Source organism: Treponema sp. (assembly GCF_024696245.1).
In the GTDB taxonomy this organism is placed as follows: domain Bacteria; phylum Spirochaetota; class Spirochaetia; order Treponematales; family Treponemataceae; genus Treponema_D.
On sequence record NZ_JAILGZ010000109.1, the window covers coordinates 1 to 19,157 of the forward strand.

9 protein-coding genes are annotated in these 19,157 nt (G+C 37.8%); 3 read left to right on the plus strand and 6 right to left on the minus strand.

The window, feature by feature from the left end; genetic code table 11:
- Positions 1 to 36 precede the first annotated feature (36 nt).
- Positions 37 to 3,438: a fibronectin type III domain-containing protein gene (locus K6D58_RS07620; RefSeq protein ID WP_296829276.1), complete on the plus strand. Its 3,402-nt coding sequence runs from the start codon at positions 37 to 39 to the stop codon at positions 3,436 to 3,438.
- A 234-nt stretch (positions 3,439 to 3,672) separates the two neighbouring features.
- On the opposite strand, the gene K6D58_RS07625 is transcribed toward K6D58_RS07620, so the two are convergent.
- Positions 3,673 to 4,542: a mechanosensitive ion channel family protein gene (locus K6D58_RS07625; protein ID WP_296829279.1), complete on the minus strand. Its 870-nt coding sequence runs from the start codon at positions 4,540 to 4,542 to the stop codon at positions 3,673 to 3,675.
- Positions 4,543 to 4,570: 28 nt separating this feature from the next.
- A complete protein-coding gene (gene coaBC / locus K6D58_RS07630; protein WP_296829282.1) occupies positions 4,571 to 5,770 on the minus strand; it encodes a bifunctional phosphopantothenoylcysteine decarboxylase/phosphopantothenate--cysteine ligase CoaBC in 1,200 nt (399 codons plus the stop codon).
- A gap of 98 nt (positions 5,771 to 5,868) precedes the next feature.
- Between coaBC and K6D58_RS07635 the strand changes: the two genes are divergently transcribed.
- On the plus strand, positions 5,869 to 7,059 hold the full coding sequence (locus tag K6D58_RS07635) for a hypothetical protein (protein WP_296829284.1): 1,191 nt from the start codon (positions 5,869 to 5,871) through the stop codon (positions 7,057 to 7,059).
- Here K6D58_RS07635 and K6D58_RS07640 read toward each other — a convergent pair.
- From K6D58_RS07640 to K6D58_RS07655, 4 genes are read right to left on the minus strand one after another with little or no spacing between them, the layout of a single operon-like run.
- On the minus strand, positions 7,049 to 10,615 hold the full coding sequence (locus tag K6D58_RS07640; RefSeq protein WP_296829286.1) for a UvrD-helicase domain-containing protein: 3,567 nt from the start codon (positions 10,613 to 10,615) through the stop codon (positions 7,049 to 7,051). The genes K6D58_RS07635 and K6D58_RS07640 overlap by 11 nt on opposite strands.
- Before the next feature lie 26 nt (positions 10,616 to 10,641).
- On the minus strand, positions 10,642 to 13,416 hold the full coding sequence (locus tag K6D58_RS07645) for a PD-(D/E)XK nuclease family protein (protein WP_296829289.1): 2,775 nt from the start codon (positions 13,414 to 13,416) through the stop codon (positions 10,642 to 10,644).
- 13 nt (positions 13,417 to 13,429) lie between these two features.
- The gene (locus K6D58_RS07650; protein WP_296829292.1) at positions 13,430 to 16,210 is read right to left on the minus strand and encodes an AAA family ATPase; all 2,781 of its coding nucleotides are present in this window, start codon (positions 16,208 to 16,210) and stop codon (positions 13,430 to 13,432) included.
- Positions 16,207 to 17,343 (minus strand): exonuclease SbcCD subunit D, encoded by a 1,137-nt coding sequence (locus tag K6D58_RS07655; protein ID WP_296829295.1) that lies wholly within the window; start codon positions 17,341 to 17,343, stop codon positions 16,207 to 16,209. Before K6D58_RS07655 ends, K6D58_RS07650 begins: the two co-directional genes overlap by 4 nt.
- A gap of 89 nt (positions 17,344 to 17,432) precedes the next feature.
- On the opposite strand from K6D58_RS07655, the gene ptsP reads away from it, so the two are divergent.
- Complete coding sequence (gene ptsP / locus K6D58_RS07660; RefSeq protein WP_296829298.1) at positions 17,433 to 19,139, plus strand: phosphoenolpyruvate--protein phosphotransferase; 1,707 nt, start codon at positions 17,433 to 17,435, stop codon at positions 19,137 to 19,139.
- Positions 19,140 to 19,157: the final 18 nt, after the last annotated feature.

Consider the following 19,157-nt stretch of genomic DNA (forward strand, 5'->3'; position numbering starts at 1 on the left):
GCTATGTTTGTATCCCTATAAAGTATGGAGGAAAAAATGTTAAAAACTTTAAAAGTCATTTCTGCAGCAATTTTAACAGCTGCTATGATTTTTACTTCCTGTGATACCGAGGGTGGATTTGACTATGTAGACACAAATTCAAATTCTTCACCAGAGTACTCAGTGGAAGGTCTTAGTACATCTTCTTCAGAAACATATGATTTTGTTCTGGATAAGACTAATATTATGCCTGGAGATGAAGAGGGTACTTTTACTGTTTTTGTAAAAAACTCTAAACCTGTAAAATTAATTGCCAAAAACAGCGCTTCCGGCGTAAGTATTTCTGCTGGTAAATTTACAGCAACTACATCTTCTGACTCTGTTGGAGAAGGTGCATGGAAGGCTGTAGTTTCTTATGCTGTTGATTCTTCAATTACAGAAGCTGTAGATGGAGCATGTAAGTTTTATGTAATGTTCTCTGATTCTGATGTAGAAACTGTAATTCTTGACGTTAATGTAAAAGCAAGCTATATGCCTGAAAGTGAAACATATAAACTTGTAGATGCAACAGAAAGTGCTTCTTCAGAACACTCATTTACTTTGACCTGGACTTATCAGTCTGGAATAGAAGCTACTTCTGTAACATATGAAATTTATAAGGTTACAAGTTCTGGTGATGAATATGTTTATACTGAAGTTGAAACAGGAAGTCTTGCTGCAGGTGCTGTAACTCTTACTCCAACATCAACTCTTGATGGTAAATCAAATTACTGTGTAAAGATTAAGGCTGTTGGTGCTGACGGATGGTATGAAACTACTGTTGGTACATCTGACGGATGGGTAACAACAACTAATGATATAACACCTCCTGTTGCTCCTGCTGTCGTAGTAGCTTCTACTGGTGAAGATTCTGTAACCCTTACTTATACAAAGGGAAACAGCACTGATGATACAACAAACCTTACAATTGCAGTTACAACTACAGCAGATGGTATTACAGTACCTGCAATGGCAAGTGCTGTTACTGCAACTTATGGAGAAACAGCTTTAACTTATGATGTAACTGATGGTCTTGATGTTTCTTCTGTTGCTGCTGAAGGAACAGTTACTGTTGTAATCGGCAGCCTTCAGCGTGCTGAAACAGCAGTTGAATATTCTATTACAGTAACAGCTTATGACGCATGTGATAATCATACTTCTGCAACACCTCTTACAGCTTCTACAGTTGCTGATACAACAGCACCAGTAGTAGATGCTGATGGAGTAAGTGTAAGTGCAGGTCTTTCTTCTGCAAAGATTACATGGGCAAATCCAGCTGATAATGACTTTGCAGGAATTACACTTAAAAAAGGCGATGAAGTTGTAGAAACAGGTCTTACAGGTGGAGTTTATGCTTTGACTGGTCTTACAGAGGGTGCTACATATACACTCTATGCTACTGATACTCTTGGACATGTTCAGACAACTGGAACAGATGTTGTTGTAACTCTTGATACATTTGAAGCTTCTGCTGTTGTTAACTACACAGGTTCTGTTCTTGTAACATGGAATGATGTAGTTGATTATGAAGCAGACGGAAGTAAAATTTCTTATACTTATGATGTTTCATGTACTAATGGAGTTTCTTCTATAACTGGTGTTGAAGAAGGTACAAAAAGTGCTCACTTTAAAGGTCTTGAAGTAGGTTCTGAATATACCTTTACTGCAAGCGTTATGAACGGTTCTACAACAGTTGTATCATCTACACCTGATGCTGTAACAGCTAAGACTGTAATCCTTAAGATTGGAAACGGATATAGTGCTAACGGTACAACTCCTTCACGCTACCTTGCATGGGTATCAAGTAAATCTTCTACAACCTGTTATAACACAGGTGCTGTAGCAGATTCTGCAAATCCAACAGCAAGCTACTGGATTATCCGTCCTGCATTAAGCGGAACAGACGGTTACTTCTCTCTTGAAGCTGCTACAGGTACAACAGGAGTTGGAACTGGTTATTTCCTTTATGCAGATACAAACAGTCGCAGTTATGTTGATTATAATGGAACATGGGGTAGTGGCGACTGGTCTAATTTTGCAATGGTTGCAACAACAACAGGTGTAGAAAACGACGGTACTTCTTATATTACTGATACAAAACAGGCTTCATTCTACTGGGGTGAATCAAGCTGGAACTCTTCTTTCAGCAGATTGTATTCTGAAAGCATGTCAGGCTACTATGTATGCCATGCTTCCCTTACATTCGGTTTAACAAACTCTTCTTCTGAAGATAACGCCGGATGTGCTGCATTTATAATTGCTTCTACAGCTACAGCTAATAGTGATTATTATAATGATGTTGCTCCTGCTGCTGTTACAAATTTAACAGCTGGAACAGCTAAATCTACTAAAATTCCGCTTACATGGACAAATCCTTCAGATCTTGACCTTAGTTTTGTAAGAATCAGTTATACAACAGGTTCTACAACAAAGACTCTTGATGTAGCTGCTGGTACTGTCTCTGCAACTCTTAGTGGACTTACAAAGGGTACTTCTTATAGTATTACTGCCACTGCTTATGATGTGTACGGAAATGCTTCTGATGCTACTGAAGCCATAACTGTTGAAACTTCGAATCCGACTAATATTCCTATGAATGTTGCTGCAACAGCCCGCTTTACAGGAGAAATTCTTGTAACATGGGATAGGGCATCTGATGATACTTCTTCTAACTGGCAGTATAAAGTTGAATGTTCTGATGCGAATGTAACAGCTAAGAGCTTTATAAGTCTTACATCTTATGCAGGAACTTATGCAGATGAAGCAGATGGTGTAGCCCAGTTTACAGGTCTTACAAGTTCTACTGAATACACATTTACTGTATATGCAAGTGAAGATGGTGAAACATGGAACGCTGCTGAAGAAACTGTAAGTGCAACTGCTGCAACAATGACACATAAGATTAGGAATACATTTGCTCAGGCAAATCATGGAAGTGATCACAGTCCTTTGAATACTGCTGGAGCTGCAAATAAACTTATGTGTCAGTGGTCAACTGGTGGTGGTACTGCAACATGGAATATTTATCCTGCCCTTGATGGAACAATTACAGTTACCCATGATGTAACAAATAGTTCATCAGAAACAGTTTCTAAAGTTTATGATACTTTCTCTATCTATCATACATCAAAGGGATACGTTACTTTAGCTAGTAGTGCTATGACAGAAACAGCTGCAACATCACTTGGAACTAATGTTTCATTAAGTACTTCAACATCAAGTGATGCAACAGGTGCTTCAACTTTCTTCTTTGGATATAATTCTACAGAATCTGCTTATACACTCAGAGCTAATGTAGCATCTAAAAATTTTGCTCTTGGTTATTCAGGAACAAATAATAATGATACTGAAATCCTTTATTTTAATGATGCTACATCAGCTACTTGTGAAAGTAATAAATATGCATGGTATTTTGATTAATATCTGCAAGCTTTAGCTAAAAACAATTAAGGCGGTACTCTTATTAAAGGGTGCCGCCTTTTTTATTTGCTGTGCATTTATTTTTTTAAGTTACAGCCGGGGTGGGATTTTTATGCCAGCCCGGATTGGAATGGGTGCGGAGCACGTCTGGAGCAGGGCGGAAGACCGGCCGGTAGGGCAAGCCATGGAAAGCCGGTTATGTAATCCGCGGTGCTCCAGAGTAAAAGTCAAAGTCTATTTGTTGTTGAGGATTTTTACGTCGTAGTGGGTGTAAGGGATTTCTACATTGTCCTGACGGCAGATTTTAACTATGTTTGTATAGACCTGATTTTTAACTGTTATAAGGTCGGAGGTTTTAAACCATACTGCAAGCTTAAGGTTGATTGCGTCACCAAAACCGTCGTAAAAAACTGCTGGCTCCGGGTCGGAGAGAACTGCGGGGCACTGGGCCGGAACTTTCTTAATTGTTTCAAGGACTTTGTCTACGTCGGCATCGTAGCTGATAGGGATGTCAAAGACCAGGCGGCGCTTTGTGTAGCTGTTGTAGTTTACAAGGTTGTTGTTGATTACTGTGCTGTTTGGAATGCGTACTACCTGATTGTCCAGGGTGCGGATTTTTATGCTGAGAAGGCCGATGTTGTCTACGATTCCGCTTTCGTCTCCTACTGTGATGTAGTCTCCCAGTTTAATTGTTTTTTCGCTTAAGACGAAGAGGCCGGATATAAGGTTGCTGACACTGGTCTGGGCGGCAAAACCTATGGCAAGTCCGGCTACTCCTGCTGCTCCCCATATTGCACTAAGGTTGATTCCAAAGAGTCCCAGGATGTACATGGTGATGAGTACGTAGAAGACGTAGCTTACTGTTTTGTTTAAGAGCATGGCGGTGTGGGGCTGCATGCGTTCTTTTGTTTTTTTGAGTATTACGTTTTTAATGATTCTGTAGACAACGTAAAAAATCAGGATGGCGATTACTGCTGTGGCAACTTTTGCAAGGTTGGACCAGGTAATGTAATTTTTAAGGTCATCAAGGTGAAGGAATTTTGTTGTCTGACCTACTGTTTCTGAAACGGTGTCTGCTACACTTTCTGTTTCTTTTTCCGGCATTTGTTTCTCCTTTTTGTTATATGCATTTTTATGAGCGGCCTGTCATCTGTATAATTTTATCCAGAATTTTATTTGCTGCATCAAACTTGCTTAATAGTGGAAGTTCCTGAGTGTCTTCTTTAGTAATTAATGTGATTACATTTGTGTCTTTCTGAAATCCTGCGCCTTCTGTTTTAAGGTTGTTGGCACAAACAAGGTCTAAGTTTTTTTTGTCCAGTTTTGCTCTGGAGTTTTCTATCATGTTCTGGGTTTCCATGGAGAAGCCGCAGAGGAATTGTCCGCTCTTTTTATTCTGTCCAAGCCACTGGAGGATGTCGCTGGTGCGTTTTACTTTTATGGAAAGGTCATCGTCGCTTTTTTTGATTTTGTTGTCAGAAAACTGGGCCGGGGTGTAGTCTGCAACGGCGGCACTTTTTATTATGATGTCGGCTTCAGGTGAAAATTCTTTTACTGAATTGAACATATCTTCTGCTGAAATTACATTCTGAATTTTTACACCATAGGGTACTGGAATATTTACAGGGCCGCTGATTAGGGTTACGTCTGCTCCCCTCATGGCTGCGGCTTTTGCTATGGCGTATCCCATTTTTCCGCTGGAGTGGTTTGTAATGTATCTTACCGGGTCAAGGCTTTCCTGGGTTGGTCCTGCTGTTACTAAAAGTTTTTTTCCTGTCAGGTCTTTTGTAAGGGCAATCTGATTAAGTATTGCTTCGTAGAGAAATCCTGGTTCCGGGAGTTTTCCTTTGCCGGTGTCTCCGCAGGCAAGGCGCCCGTTGGAGCTTTCTATAATTTGAATTCCATAGTGGATGCATTTTTGTATATTGTCCTGAGTTATCTGGTTTTGCAGCATGGCTGTGTTCATGGCAGGTGCAATTATTTTTGGACAGGAGGCTGCAAGGAAGGTGGTGGTAAGCATGTCATCTGCAATTCCTCCCGAGATTTTTGCTATTATGTTTGCAGTGGCAGGTGCTACCATAAAAAGGTCGGCCTTTTTTGCAAGGGAAACATGTTCTACATTGAACTGAAAGTTTCTGTCAAAGGTATCGGTAAGGCATTTGTTGCCGGTAAGGGTTTCAAATGTTATTGGGTTTATAAAGTTAAGGGCGTTCTTAGTCATTATGACGTGAACGTCTGCGTGGGCTTTTACAAGAAGGCTTGCAAGGCTTGCGGCTTTGTAGGCTGCTATGCTTCCTGTTACTCCCAGTACGACTGTTTTATTTGCCAGCATTTATTTCCTCTTTAGTTACTATTATATAGACTATACTATAAAATTGTAAAAAAGTCGTTTAAGAAAAGGCTGTTTTAGATTAGAATGATGGCAGAGTTATGAAGAAATTTGTATTTGTATTTTTATTGCTTAATATTCTTTTTTCCCTGAATGCCCAGACTCCTGAGGCTTATATTGAATATATAGAAAAAATAAAGGTTGAGATAAATCAGGAAAAGGCTTCCGGTGAATCTACTACAAGGGCTTTGCGTCAGCTTAGAAGTGAATTGTCAGATATATATGAATCTTTTGAAAGTCAGAAGTATACCAATTCTACTTATGATAATACTTTAAAGATGTCAGTGATAAATTATGACAAGGTTAAGCAGGGCTGGACTTTTGTTTTTTCTGCTGATATTGCCGGCAGAAAGAAATTGTTTAATCAGAAAATATGTATTCCTTATTCTGTCTTTACGGGAAAAAAGTTTACTCCTGTAGAAAAGATGACTGAACACCAGAAGGAGGATTATGAATACTCTGTAGAGATTTATAATGACCTTCTGATGAATTCCGGAATTATTTTGTCTGCCAGATTAAGTTATTCATTTAAGAAATGGGCTGCAGCTTCTGAGTACAGGTTTTGTCCGGATCTTCTTGTACTTTACGAAAACCAGAATGGAATTGATAAGCCTTTAATTTTTTTATCCTCCAGGGATCTTTCTTCCGTAATGTTTACTGTTAAACCTCAGGTTGAAGTTCGTAGTGATTTTCAGATTAAGGCTGATTATGAAAAATGTCAGGCTTTACTTGAAGCAGAAAGTGACAATGGGCTTGCTGAAAATAATAATGAAGAAGAAGATTCAGAAGAATCAATTCAGGCTGGGCGAAGGGCTTTTTATCTTGATGTGGAACTTAAGGAAAAGGAACCTGTTTTTGTAAGGGGAACTTTGACCTGGGCTATTGGTACTTATGCTTTTGCCGGTGCTACAATTGGTTATGACCTTACTTCCATGGAAAATAATTCAGTTTATGACTTTGGTGCAGTTTTAGGTTTTAATGCCTGCATTACTAAATTATTCAGGCCTTTTGTTATTGGTGTGGCAGATATCAGTACGGATAATCATCTTACTCTTAAACCAGGTGCCGGTCTTGATTTTAAGATTGGACACCTGATGTTTACTGCTGTTGCAAATTATAATTTTGACTGGAACCTTACTCCTGTAATTAATAATGTAGTAAATGCTTCCTTCTCTGATATAGAGAGGGAAGATTACGTTACATTCTCTTTTGGAATGGGTGTTACCTGGTAAGGATTTCTTTCCAGTCTATGTTTTTATTACATTCTTCCGTAATGTCTACTTCTTTTCCAAAGCGCAGGTAAAAGAGTGAGCAGCTTATGTCTTCTTCTTTTACAGACAGGAGCTGGGCTGCTGCTGCACGATAGAGGGTAAGCTGATTATAATAGATTTCTGGTTTTATGGTTTGATTTGTCTTGTAATCAACTACACGGTATCTGCCTTCTCCTTCCTTAAAGATTAAGTCCATTGTTCCGTGAATTAAATACTGACCTGTGTAATATTTAAATTCGTATTCGCATTTTTTCCAGTCAGCTGCTGTGGCTTTTTGTCCCAGTGAGCTTGAGAGAAAGTCCTGAGACATTTTTTTGCATACATTCTGAACGGTAAGAAGTTTGTTCTGATTGTTTTCAAGTCCTACTATGTCTTTGTTTGAATACTCAGGGAGATTTTTTTCTGGTGAGAGGGCTGCTTCCAGGTAAGAGTGGGCAATGGTACCAAAGTTTGCAAAGCTGAATCTTGGCTGGGTTTCTTTTTCTGAGCCGGCATGAGGGAGACTTTCTATAATAATGGTGTTGATTTCTTTGTAGGGTGTGTCTTCCTGAGGAGTCCATGCCTTTATGAGATCCTCCCTGGTGTTTTGCTTTTGAACCTGTTCCTGGTTTTGATGCATAAGCTGGCTTGGGAGTATATACCTGTCCATTACTTCATCAAGGCTGATGATTTTTTTATTGTCTGTGCTGTTATAAACATCAATGGTTTTAAAGTCTTCCAGAAGTTGATATTTTGCTTCCTGGGTATTTGGCCTTACTTTATCTGATTGGGTAGAAAGGTTTTCTTCGAGTTCAATATCTTCAAAGGTAAAAGGAGAATTTTCTTTTTCTTTGTAAAATTCCAGAACTGGATAGAGGGTGTTGTAAATATTTTCCAGATTCTTTTCGTTTCCCGGAGTATAATCTTCAGCCTCAATTGTTTTTGGATCTTCCTTACACTTGGAAATGTAGAGGCTGTTGATTGCTCTTGTGAGGGCAACATAGGTTAAGCGTCTTAATTCTGCATTTGCTTTAAGGGCGTTTTCTTTTTTTGCCAGGTCAAAGAAGTAGTTGATTTTTTTATTGTCATTAATTGAATCCTGGCTGGGAGAGGTGTTTACTGTAAAACCATATTCCTTGCTGTAGTAAACCGAGAAGTTGTTTTTTTGTTGCTGGCCTTTTTTATTTGTAACAGGAATGAATACGATTTTAAATTCCAGTCCCTTACTTTTATGTATGGACATAAGGTGGACACCTTCTTTTTGTACGATAGGGATGTCCATGTTGTCAAGCTTTGCCTGTTCATCCTTGTAGTTTCTAAGTTCATCAACAAAGGCAGCAAGGCTCATGTTTTTTAACTGACACTGGCGGGCAAATTCAAAAATTAAATCATAGAGTTTTGAATACATGGATACCTGCTGATTCCACAGGGTTTCGTATCTGTAGCCTGCCTTGTACCAGATTATGTTTATAAGGTCAGTAAGGGTGGCGGTTTTACTTTCTTTTTTTATTTCCTGATAAAAGTCTGCGGCCTTCTGGTAGTGATGCTGACCGTCTGGAGAAAGAAGGTTAAGGTTGTTTGGGTTAAAGGGCTCCCTGTCCTGAAGAAGAATAGCATTTATTTCTGTAATCGAAAGATTTACAAAAGGTGAGCGGAGAATCTGGGCATAGGAAAGAGTGTCTGAAGGATAGACACATAATCTTAAGAAAGAAAAAATATCGTTTACAGGTCCGTCAGAGAAAAATCCTTTTACAGTTTCTGTGTTATATGGAATTCCGTATTTAAGAAGAACGCGTTCGTAACGGCTCTGGGGTTCATAGCTCTTAAAGAGAATTGCTATGTCTCCAGGATTTACCGGTCCGTTTTCATCTGCTCCTGTAGTTATAAGGGCCTTTATTTTTTGTGCAACCCATTCGGCTTCTGTTTCTTCATTGTCAGTTTTTGCAATGTGAATGTGAGGCTGGTATATTTCTTTATAGTTATCTTTTGTGATTTCTTTTTTTGCAGAATCAGAAAGAGTAACTTTGTGATAGACAGCTTCGTATTCTGGGATTTCTATGTCTGGATAAGTTTTCTTTTCTGAGAAAAAAACAGATGGCTGATTTATTTCTTCTGTCTCCTGGGAATCTTCTGAGTCTTCATTCATTGATGGGGGAAATTTATATCCGCCAAAGATTGTATTGAAGCTGGCGATAAGGGACTGATGGGATCTGTAGTTGTTTGTCATCTGTAAGTTGCCTTCCTTAAAGTCCAGGGAGAGCTTTCTGAATACAGATACATCTGCACCACGGAAGAGGTAAATACTTTGTTTTTCATCACCTACAAAGAAAAGTTTGTCCGGACAAAGTTCATCAGGGCGGGGAACTGATTTTTCTGTACGTTCAGGTTTTTCTGCCAGAAGAAAGAGCATGTCCCTTTGCATCTGGTTATTATCCTGGAACTCATCAATCATAATAGCCTTGTATTTGTCTTTTTCAGTTTTTCTTATTTCCGGGTGTTCAATAAGAGTTTTAAGGGCAAGGGCAGAAATATCACTAAAAGAAAGAATGCCGCTTTGTCTTTTAAAATTATTGGCCATAGTCTGGAATTCTTTCATCAGGGGAATGAGGGCAGAGATTACTGGCAGATTTTGTATAAAAAGGATAATCTCTTCAAGAACAATAATGATTTCTTTTGCACTTTTAAGGGATATGGCTGCTTCTCTAAGATCCTTTAACTGACCTGGACTTGGAGTTGTGCAGAAATATTTAAGTTGATTAAAGGTTTCTTCTATATTGCTGGTATTGTGATTATTAATATCTTCTTCTGTCAGTTGGGATTTGTAGGGTGGCGTAAAAGGCTGAAGATGTTTTTTAATTTTGTCATAAGTTTTAGAATCTTTTTTTTCTGGAAGGGAATTCCAGTCGTTCATAAAAAGATTCATGGCATTAAATATTTTGTCCTGATTTTCTTTCCATGCGTTTTTTATTTCAGTCTTCTGTCGTTCAAGGTCCTTTTCAAAATCGATTTCTGAAACAACGGTGGAGTATGTGGTAATTGTGTTTGCAAAAATTTCCTGAGCTATCTGGTCGTAGTTATTTGTTTTTACCAGTTTTTTAATTGCCAGGCTGTCGCGGTTTTTAAGGATAAATGGCAGGGCCATTTCATTTATTTTTTTATCTATGCTTTCTTTATCCTGAGTAAAGTCCGGAGAGATTCCATAAAAGTGGGCTCCCATTTTTGCTACGGAATTACAGTAAGCGTCTATGGTTTTAATATTTGCCTTGTAAAAATTTGCTGCCTGTTCCGGAGAGTTTTCTTTGAGAACTTTATAGATTCTGGAAGACATTTCTACAGTTGCTTTTTTTGTAAAGGTAAGGGTAAGTATCTGGTCTACGTTGCAGTTTCTGTTTTGAACAAGGTCAAGAAATCTCTGGGAGAGAACGGAGGTTTTTCCTGAGCCGGCTCCTGCACTTACTACAGAGTTTATATTTGACTTAATGGCTGCCAGCTGATACTGGTCTGCCTGGTTTTGTTTTTTTTCTTTTTTATCTGCCATAATGTTTTCCTCTTAAAAATAAAAAATTAGTTTTTTCTGCTGACGGTAAAGGTTCGCCGGCAAATGGCTTTGTAATGACAGGATGAACAGGTGTTAAAATCCTGGGCAGTGTTGTTTACGGAAAAATTGTTATCCCTGATTCTTTCTGCGTAACGATTTGTGCATTCCACCATTTTATCAATAACCTTTTCAAAGTCTTCAGGGCTTACCGTATTTCTTTTATTTTTTCTCTGGTAGATTGATATTCCTGCAACAGGATCTGCTTCTGATTTTTGAACATTATAGAAGCAGCAGTTTTCTATATTAACTGCAGGAGTCTGTTTGCGGAGAAGATAAATATAAAAAGGCATCTGAAAGTCAGGAAGGTTTTGTTCTTCAAGAGGACTTGCCGGATTATCTTCCGGGTCCAGATATTTATTGCCGGGAATGTTTTTGCTCTTAAAATCTACAAGGATGTATTCTTCTGCCTCAGGATCCATGAGAAGACAGTCTATTCTTCCTTCAAAGAGAATATTTTTTTCTTTATCTGCAAATGAATATCTTTCTTCTGTTGCAATTACCTTGCAGCCGTTAAAGGTTTGTGAAAAAGTACTGACACTTTTAACCAGTAATTCAGTAAGGGAATTTTCTGTTGCAGATAAAAGTTCTCCTGTAAGAAAACTTTTTTTACTTTCTTCTATGGCATCTTTAATTGCCTGCTGTAAAATTTTTTTATGCTCTTCAGGTATTGAGTTTTCTTCATAGAGAATTAATAGATTTTTAAACTTCAGCTGACGGCAGTAAAGTTCAAAAACTCTGTGATATAAATCTCCCAGTTCTGTGTTTTTTACAAGTTCGGCTTCTGTATTTTCTTCATCCAAATTTGATACTGAATAAAAAAGCCACTTTCTTGGACAGTCAAAGAAATGGTTAAGGACTGTTGGAGAAATACAAACGTAAGAGTCCTTAAGTCTTTTTTTATTTACGGCATCCTGGATTTTTTTAATTGTTTCTTCAGGTACTGCTGAATCTTCTGAAAGCTGGCAGTCATACCAGAAATCCTGTCCGTCTTTTTGGAGCTGAGTAATTTTTTCCGGAAATGCTGTCTGATTTATAAGCCACTGGTTTTCTTCGTAGTAAGTATCCTTATTGTGAAGTATTTTATCATCAGAGCACTTTGTTAAATCTTCTGGAATAAGATAGCTTGAACTTTGGGCATAGTCGGTAAAGGTTTTGGAACTGCAGGTAAAGTATGGTTCTTCCTTTAAGGAATTCATTGCGTAAAGCTGAATAAATTCTTCTGAAGTATTTGAGTCCTGATAATCTGTTCCAAAAAGTATTTTTCTTTTTTCATCAGTAAGGAAAGGCAGTTCTTTGTAAATTACAGAAAGTCCTCTTTGACTTGAATCAATAATAATGTGACAGTCAAAAGGAGAGGAGGCTGCTGTTTTGTATGGCAGAATTGAAACTCCGTTGTTTTTATTTTGAGCAAGATATTTTGTATCAGAAAGATAGCTGACAAAAAAACTGTAAGGATTTTTTACCATACATTCCGGAAAGACTGTCTCAAGGTCAATTAAGGAACCAAGTTCACTTATACAGCGGCTTATAATGCGGTCACTTTCTTCCGGACATTCTTCCATATTAAAGAAGGTGTTTCTAAAAATAAAATAATTGTCCCTTATTTGTGAGAAGCTTTTGCTTTCCACAAGTTTTTTTAGCTGACCTGAAAAATCGTTGTAAAAAGTTTCTACTTCCTTATCGTAGTTTTGTTTAAGGGATTGTTTCCATACATCGATTTTTTTATTTTTATATTCGTAGCTGCAGATGCAGTGATTGTTTTGTCCGTAGGCAATAAAACGATTTACAGGCAGACCTTCTTTCCATGGAAGCTGAGTGTTAAGAAGAAGGTTTTTAATTGATTCATAAGTAAAATCAGAATTAACACATTCTTCTGCCATAGAAAAAAATGAACCTGCAGAACTGTCAGAAAGGGGAGCAGCCATTTTTAAAACATGGGGAATCTGGTAGAGCTCAAATTCTCTTTTTATGTAGGGACCATAATTATCAAGATCAGGAACGCTTACAGCAATTTCTGACCAGGGAATATTTTTTTCTTCATGAAGTTCCCTGATTTTTAATGCAATATTTGTAAGTTCTGTCCTGGAATTGTTGAACATTTTTACTTTTGCATCTTTGTAGGAATTATTATCCATGTGAATGAGTTTTATTTCTTCTGTAGATTCAAGAATAGTTTTATATTCAAACCAGTCAGAAAGTATTTCCGGAAAAAATAAAATATAGGTGTTTCCGTCTTTTTTAAAAGGTGGAGTTTCCCATGCAGGGTCAAAAAGATTGTAAGTGTTTAAAAAGTCAGAGTAACGTTTGTAAAGTTCAAGAAGGTCTGAATCTTCATCATCCGGAGAAATCTTTTTTAAATCAAACTGTCTCTTCCATGTGGCAAGTCCGGGAAGTATGGATGCAAACCATTTATAAAAACCAGAGGCACTGCCGGCATATTCCGGGGTAATAAGATTTTTTAGGAAAGGAGATTCTGCGTTTTTTTCTATAAGGATTTTTGCAAAAATCTGACGCATGGTAGAAGGAATGGAAGTTTTATTCTGGTTCTGGGATCTGATGGATGTTCCCTTAAAACGGTCCCAGGCAATAAAGCGTTCAGAAGCAACTGCTTTTACCTGTGAATATTTAACTGTTCTGTCTGCCCATAAATCAGCTGCATTCTGGGTAGGAAAAATAAATACAGAGTTGATGTTTTTAATGTTTTCTTCAATTGTTTTTTGAATAAGGTTATTTTCTTCCATCAGTTCTTCCCTTCTAGTTTTCTATTTGTACTGTACTGTTTCCGTTTATATCTTTTGTAACAATAATCCTGTTGTCGATTCTGCTTTTAAGTTCTTCAACGTGTGAAATTATTCCAATGAGTTTATCGTTTTGAGCAAGAGACATGAGTGAATTCATTGCCTTGTTTAAGGTTGCAGGATCAAGACTTCCAAAGCCTTCATCTATAAACATTGAGTCAAGGTGAATGCCACCTCCTCCTGAACTTTCCTGAATTTCGTCTGACAGTCCCAGTGCCAGGGAAAGTGATGCCTGAAACTGTTCACCGCCGGAAAGTGTAGATACTGCCCTGATGCTTCCGTTGTGATGATCAACAACATTTAAATCAAGACCAATCTGGCTTCTGTGATTTTCTGTAGAAATATCCCTGACAAGTTCAAACTGTCGTGATGACATTGTAAGGAATCTTTTGTTGGCCCTGGCAATTATTCTGTCAAAGAAAGCTGCCTGTACATAAGTTTCAAGTCTTACTTTTCCGCTGGAAGAAATATTTCCGTTGGCAATATTTGCAAGGTGGCTGACCATCTGCCTTTTCTTTTCTATAGTGGCAATACTTTCAAAAAGTTTTTTAATGGATTCAAGACTGCGGCTGTTGTTTTTGCAAACAGAGATAAGGCTGTCGTGAATCTGTGACAGGTTATATTTTTTTTCTTCAAGTTTTGCCTGTTGGGAAAGAACTTCTTCCTGGTTTATATCCTGGTAAGTTGCAAGAACTTCCTGGGCCTGTTTAAGCTGACCGGAATATTCTGCATGTTTTTTACTGGAGTTTTCATAGGTCTTTTTAGCGTTATCAATATCCCTGTCAATGTTATTGATTACGTCTTCAAGACTGCTGATATTTTCTTCAGCCTGAGCTTTAGAAGAGAAGAGAAGTTTTTCTTTAAGCTTGTTAATAAAGGCAGTTTTTTCTTCAAGGGCAGAGCGATATTTTTCGCAGTCAATAAGATTTTGTGAAAGAGAAGCCTGATCGTCTGAAAGTGTTTTTTCAAGAAGAGGAATTTCGTTTTGAAGATCCGTCTTTTCTTTGACCATATCTTTTGCTTCATTCACCTGACTGCGTAAGAGACTGAGTTTTTTATTTACTTCTCCTTCTTTTTTTAAGAGACTGTCATTAAGGTTTTCTATTGTTCCTGTGTAATCCGGGAGTAAGCTAAGAATCTGTTCCCTTAAATTTTTTTCTTCGTTGGAAAGACCTGCCATTAATTCAGAACTTTCTCCGGAAAGCTTTGTAAAGTTATTGCTGGATTCTTCTGCTTCTTTTTCTAATTCATCAAGTTCTTCTTTATCAGGAGCATTTCCGGATTTTTTTGCAGGAGACGGATGGTCTAATGAACCGCATACAGGACAGGGCTGGTTTTCAATAAGTTCCTGGGAGAGAATGCCTGCCTGTTCCATAAAGAAAAGTCTTTTCTTTTCAAGATAAAGGGCATTTTTATTTTTAAAGTCCTGACTTGCTTTTGCAGCTTCTTCCTGTTTTTCGTTAAGAATTTCTTTTTGTCTGATAAAGCCTGAGTATTTATTTTTTATAGTTTGAATCTGTTCATAACTGTCAGAGGCTTCTTCAAGCTGATTCTGAATAATAATCAGCTGTTCTCCACAATCTTCAAGTTTGTTAAGCCTGTCTTTTTTTGCTGTAATTTCTTTTTCTGATACAGCTATTTCGTTTTTAAGTTTATTTTGTGAGTTAAGGGACTCTGCTATTTTTTTAGCAAAGTCTTTGGCTGCCTTTTCTTCTGTGTCCAGCTGCTGGTAATCTTCAAGGGAATTTTTTATAAGGGTAAGCTTTTCCTGGGCCTGAGATTTTTCTTCTTCCCTGAGCATTGCCTTTTTAAGACTGCTTTCTGCAGCAAGACTTTCTTCTTTTAGATTTTCCAGCTGTGCAGTAAGGCTTACAATCTGACCGGCAATTTTTCTTTTTTCTTCAGCTCTGGTTGCCTTTGAATTTATTTCTTCCAGTTCTTTCTGGTTATCTTTTATAAGCTTTTCGTTTTTCTTAAGTTTTTTATCGTTGTCCTTACAAATATATTCAAGAAACTCTATATCATTTTCTTCCGGAAAAGATTTTTCTTTTATAAGGGACAGCTCTTTATTTTTTTCTTCATCATCAAAGGCTTCAATAAGATTTATATCATGACTTATCTGATTGTTTATTTCCCTGCATTCAAAAGAAAGGGCTTTTGCATCAGCGTCCAGTCTTTCTTCCAGCTGCTGGTATCTGCTTGTCTTAAAGATTTCACGGAAGATAGTTTTTTTATCCTCAGTTGGGGCGAGGAGAAATTTCTGAAATGCCCCCTGGGCAATCATTGCAATCTGACAGAAATCTTTTTTACATAATTTTAAAATGTCCTGAACTGCAGCCGTAACTTTAGATGTCTGTACTACCGGATCCCTTCCGTCTGAATAAATAAGTTCAGCATTTGCATTTTCGGTTACAGTTTTATTTCCTGTCTTGGCTTTGCGGATATATTTTGGATTTCTTTTTACTGTATAAATTTTTGAGTTTACCTCAAAGGTAAATTCTACTTTTGTAGGAATATTTTCATCTGCAAGAGTAGAGCGGAGCATGCTTTCTTTTCTTGTATCACCGCTTGGTTCGCCATAAAGGGCATAGGTAATGGCATCAAAAATTGTAGTCTTACCGCTGCCAGTGGAACCACAAATAAGAAAGAGTCCTTTGTCTGATACTTTTGTAAAATCTATTTCAACAGGCTTACAGTAAGATTCAAAGCCTGTCATTTTAAGGCTGATAGGTTTCATTCTTCTTTTCCCCAGATATCTTCTACTAATGTTTTAATGTATTCAGATTCATCTTCAGATAATTCTTTTTCTGTTCTGTCTGTGTAAAAGGCAGAGAATACATCACAGGGATTCATTTTTTTTACGTCGCTGGTTTTAATTGAATCAGCAATATGCTGTGTCCTGTAGTTGTCATATTCAATCTGAAGGGCAAAAGGATAAACCTGTCTGATTCTTGCCATTGCATCTGCTACATCATCTTCATCCGTTAAAACTACATTGATATAGTCTTCATGGTTTTTGTCATCAGAGCTGCTGTTTTTTATAATGTCATCAAACTTTCCTTTAACCTGCCTCATATCACGGAGAGGTTTAAGTTCCTTTTGATAAACAGAAAGGTTTCCTTTTTCCTTAAGGTCAATAACTGTTACGGATTTAGTCTGATTGATTTCTGACGTTGAATACTTTAAGGGTGTTCCGCAGTAACGGATGCTTTCCCTTTCTATATGCTGGGGTGAATGAATATGTCCCAGGGCTACATAGTCAAAGTCCTTAAAAATTTTAGAACTGATGTTATCAAGTCCCCCAAAAATAAGTTCTTCAGAATCGCAGTGCTTTGCATTTGTAACATTCTGGTGGGTAACAAGAATATTTCTTTTGCTGCAGTCTATGTTCAGGGAATCAACTGCAGTTTTTAGAGCATCATTGTAGTCAGCAATTTCTTTATCCGGAAAGCAGGGCCTTACGTTTTGAGGACGGATAAAAGGCAGAAGGTAAATCTTTACTTCCCCAAATTCATCCGTAAAGGTAGGGCATGCCGCAGTTCCGTCATAGTTATGGCTGAAGAATATGCCTGAATTCTCCATAAAGCCTGAACCAAAGGTAAGCCTGTCTGAGTTATCATGGTTTCCGCTGATTATGTAGACCTTGATTTTAAGTTTTACAAGTTCAGTAAGAAAATCTTCAAAAATGCGGATAGCTTCTACAGGTGCTATTGCCTTGTCGTAGATGTCACCGGCTATGATTATGCCGTCTGCCTTTTCTTCTTTGGTAATTTTAATGATTTGATCAAGTATGTATTTCTGATCATCAGCCATGGAGTATCCGTATAAGGATAAGCCCAGATGTAAGTCCGAAATATGGGTAAGTTTCAATAGTATCCCCTGTGTTTTAATTCCCTCAAAATAATATACCTCTAAAATATAAAATTGACCACATAAAAAATAATAGGTAATATATAAGAATGAATGTTTTACTTGGAATTTCTGCTTCTAGCGGAACAGGGATAGGAAAAGCCTTTGTTTTACCAGAAACACCGGAACGTATAATTTCTAAAAATAAACTCTCTGATAATGAACTGGAGTCTGAATGGCAGAGATTTGAGTCAGCCTGCACAAAAGTTAAGGAAAGTATAGAAAAATCACTTTCTGAGGTTTCTGCAGAAGACCTTAACAGGGTTATTCTTGAAACCTATCTTCTTATGCTTGCAGATCCTGTTTTTTTACAGGAAGTAAAGGCTGCCTTTGAAAAAAACAAGTATAACATTGAATACATAGTTGATATGAAGGCCGGGGAATATGCAGACCGCCTTCGTAACAGTGGTAATGATTACCTTGCAGAGCGTGCCGGAGACATAGAAGATGTTTTTGGTAAAGTTCTTGATATACTTCTGGACTATCACCCTTTTGACATAGAAGAAGTTCCTGAAAATGCAGTAATTGTTGGCCGTAACATGAAGACTTCGGACACGGTTATCCTTAATAAAAGGAAGATTGCCGGTCTTGCCCTTATTGAAGGGGGAATTTCCAGTCATGTTGCCATTCTTGCCCGCACTTACGGTATTCCTGCTGTTGTAGGCCTTGAGGGAATTACATCTCAGGTAGAAAACGGTGAACAGATAATTGTAGACGGAAGCCTGGGAGAAGTTGTAGTTTCACCTGATTCAGCAACATTAATGCAGTCTCAGTCCAAGATTGCCGCTGAACAGAAAAGGGTGGACCGCCTTAAGCAGTTTAGAAATAAAGCTGCCATGACAGAAGACGGAGTTGAATTTAAGCTTTACGCCAATATTGGTACTCCGGAAGAAGCAGAAATTGCCCTTGAAGAAGGTGCAGACGGAATTGGTTTGTTCAGGACAGAATTCCTTTTTATGGATTCAATGAAATCAAACGGCAACAAAAATGCTTCCTATTCAAATTCCGTAAGTGAAGAAGTACAGTTTCAGGCTTATAAAAGAGTTCTGGAGATAATGGGAGACAAACCTGTAACAATAAGAACCCTTGATTCCGGTGGAGACAAGGATATTGGTACTAAGGAGATTCCTTTTAATTCAGAAAAAAATCCTCTTATGGGCTTAAGGGCTATAAGACATTCACTTTTTTATCCTCAGATTTTCAGAACCCAGCTCAGGGCCCTGTACCGTGCCAGTGTATACGGAAACTTAAGGATAATGCTTCCTTTGATTACAGATGTTTCTCAGGTTGATACAGTCCGGGGAATCATTAAAGGTGTTCAGTACAGTTTAAAAGAAGACAACATTCCTTTTAAAGCAGATGTTCCTGTAGGAATTATGGTAGAGACGGCAGCAGCTGCAATTTGTGCAGATTGTTTTGCCAGCCACTGTGACTTTTTCTCTCTTGGAACCAATGACCTGACTCAGTATACCATTGGAATTGACAGGGAAAATCCAAGTGTTGCTCCATATTACAATGAGTTTAATCTTGCAGTCCTGAGACTTATAAAGATGACAATAGATGCAGCAAAAAAAGAAGGTATTCCTGTTTCTATTTGTGGAGAAATGGCAGGAAAAAAAGAGAGTGTAATTATTCTTGCAGGATTTGGAATCAGAAGTTTGAGTATGGCTCCAAAACAGATTTCTGTAATAAAAGAAATTCTTTCCCAGTTTTCTATGGATGAACTTGAAAGCCTTTCTTCAAATTCACTCTTCTGATTTTTTTATAATATATAT

What these genes read in the sequence shown, in the direction of transcription:
- coaBC (WP_296829282.1), bottom strand. Translation starts at nt 5,770, where the DNA reads ATGCTGGCAAATAAAACAGTCGTACTGGGAGTAACAGGAAGCATAGCA.
- K6D58_RS07650 (WP_296829292.1), bottom strand. Translation starts at nt 16,210, where the DNA reads ATGAAACCTATCAGCCTTAAAATGACAGGCTTTGAATCTTACTGTAAG.
- K6D58_RS07625 (WP_296829279.1), bottom strand. Translation starts at nt 4,542, where the DNA reads ATGCCGGAAAAAGAAACAGAAAGTGTAGCAGACACCGTTTCAGAAACA.
- K6D58_RS07635 (WP_296829284.1), top strand. Translation starts at nt 5,869, where the DNA reads ATGAAGAAATTTGTATTTGTATTTTTATTGCTTAATATTCTTTTTTCC.
- K6D58_RS07620 (WP_296829276.1), top strand. Translation starts at nt 37, where the DNA reads ATGTTAAAAACTTTAAAAGTCATTTCTGCAGCAATTTTAACAGCTGCT.
- K6D58_RS07640 (WP_296829286.1), bottom strand. Translation starts at nt 10,615, where the DNA reads ATGGCAGATAAAAAAGAAAAAAAACAAAACCAGGCAGACCAGTATCAG.
- K6D58_RS07645 (WP_296829289.1), bottom strand. Translation starts at nt 13,416, where the DNA reads ATGGAAGAAAATAACCTTATTCAAAAAACAATTGAAGAAAACATTAAA.
- ptsP (WP_296829298.1), top strand. Translation starts at nt 17,433, where the DNA reads ATGAATGTTTTACTTGGAATTTCTGCTTCTAGCGGAACAGGGATAGGA.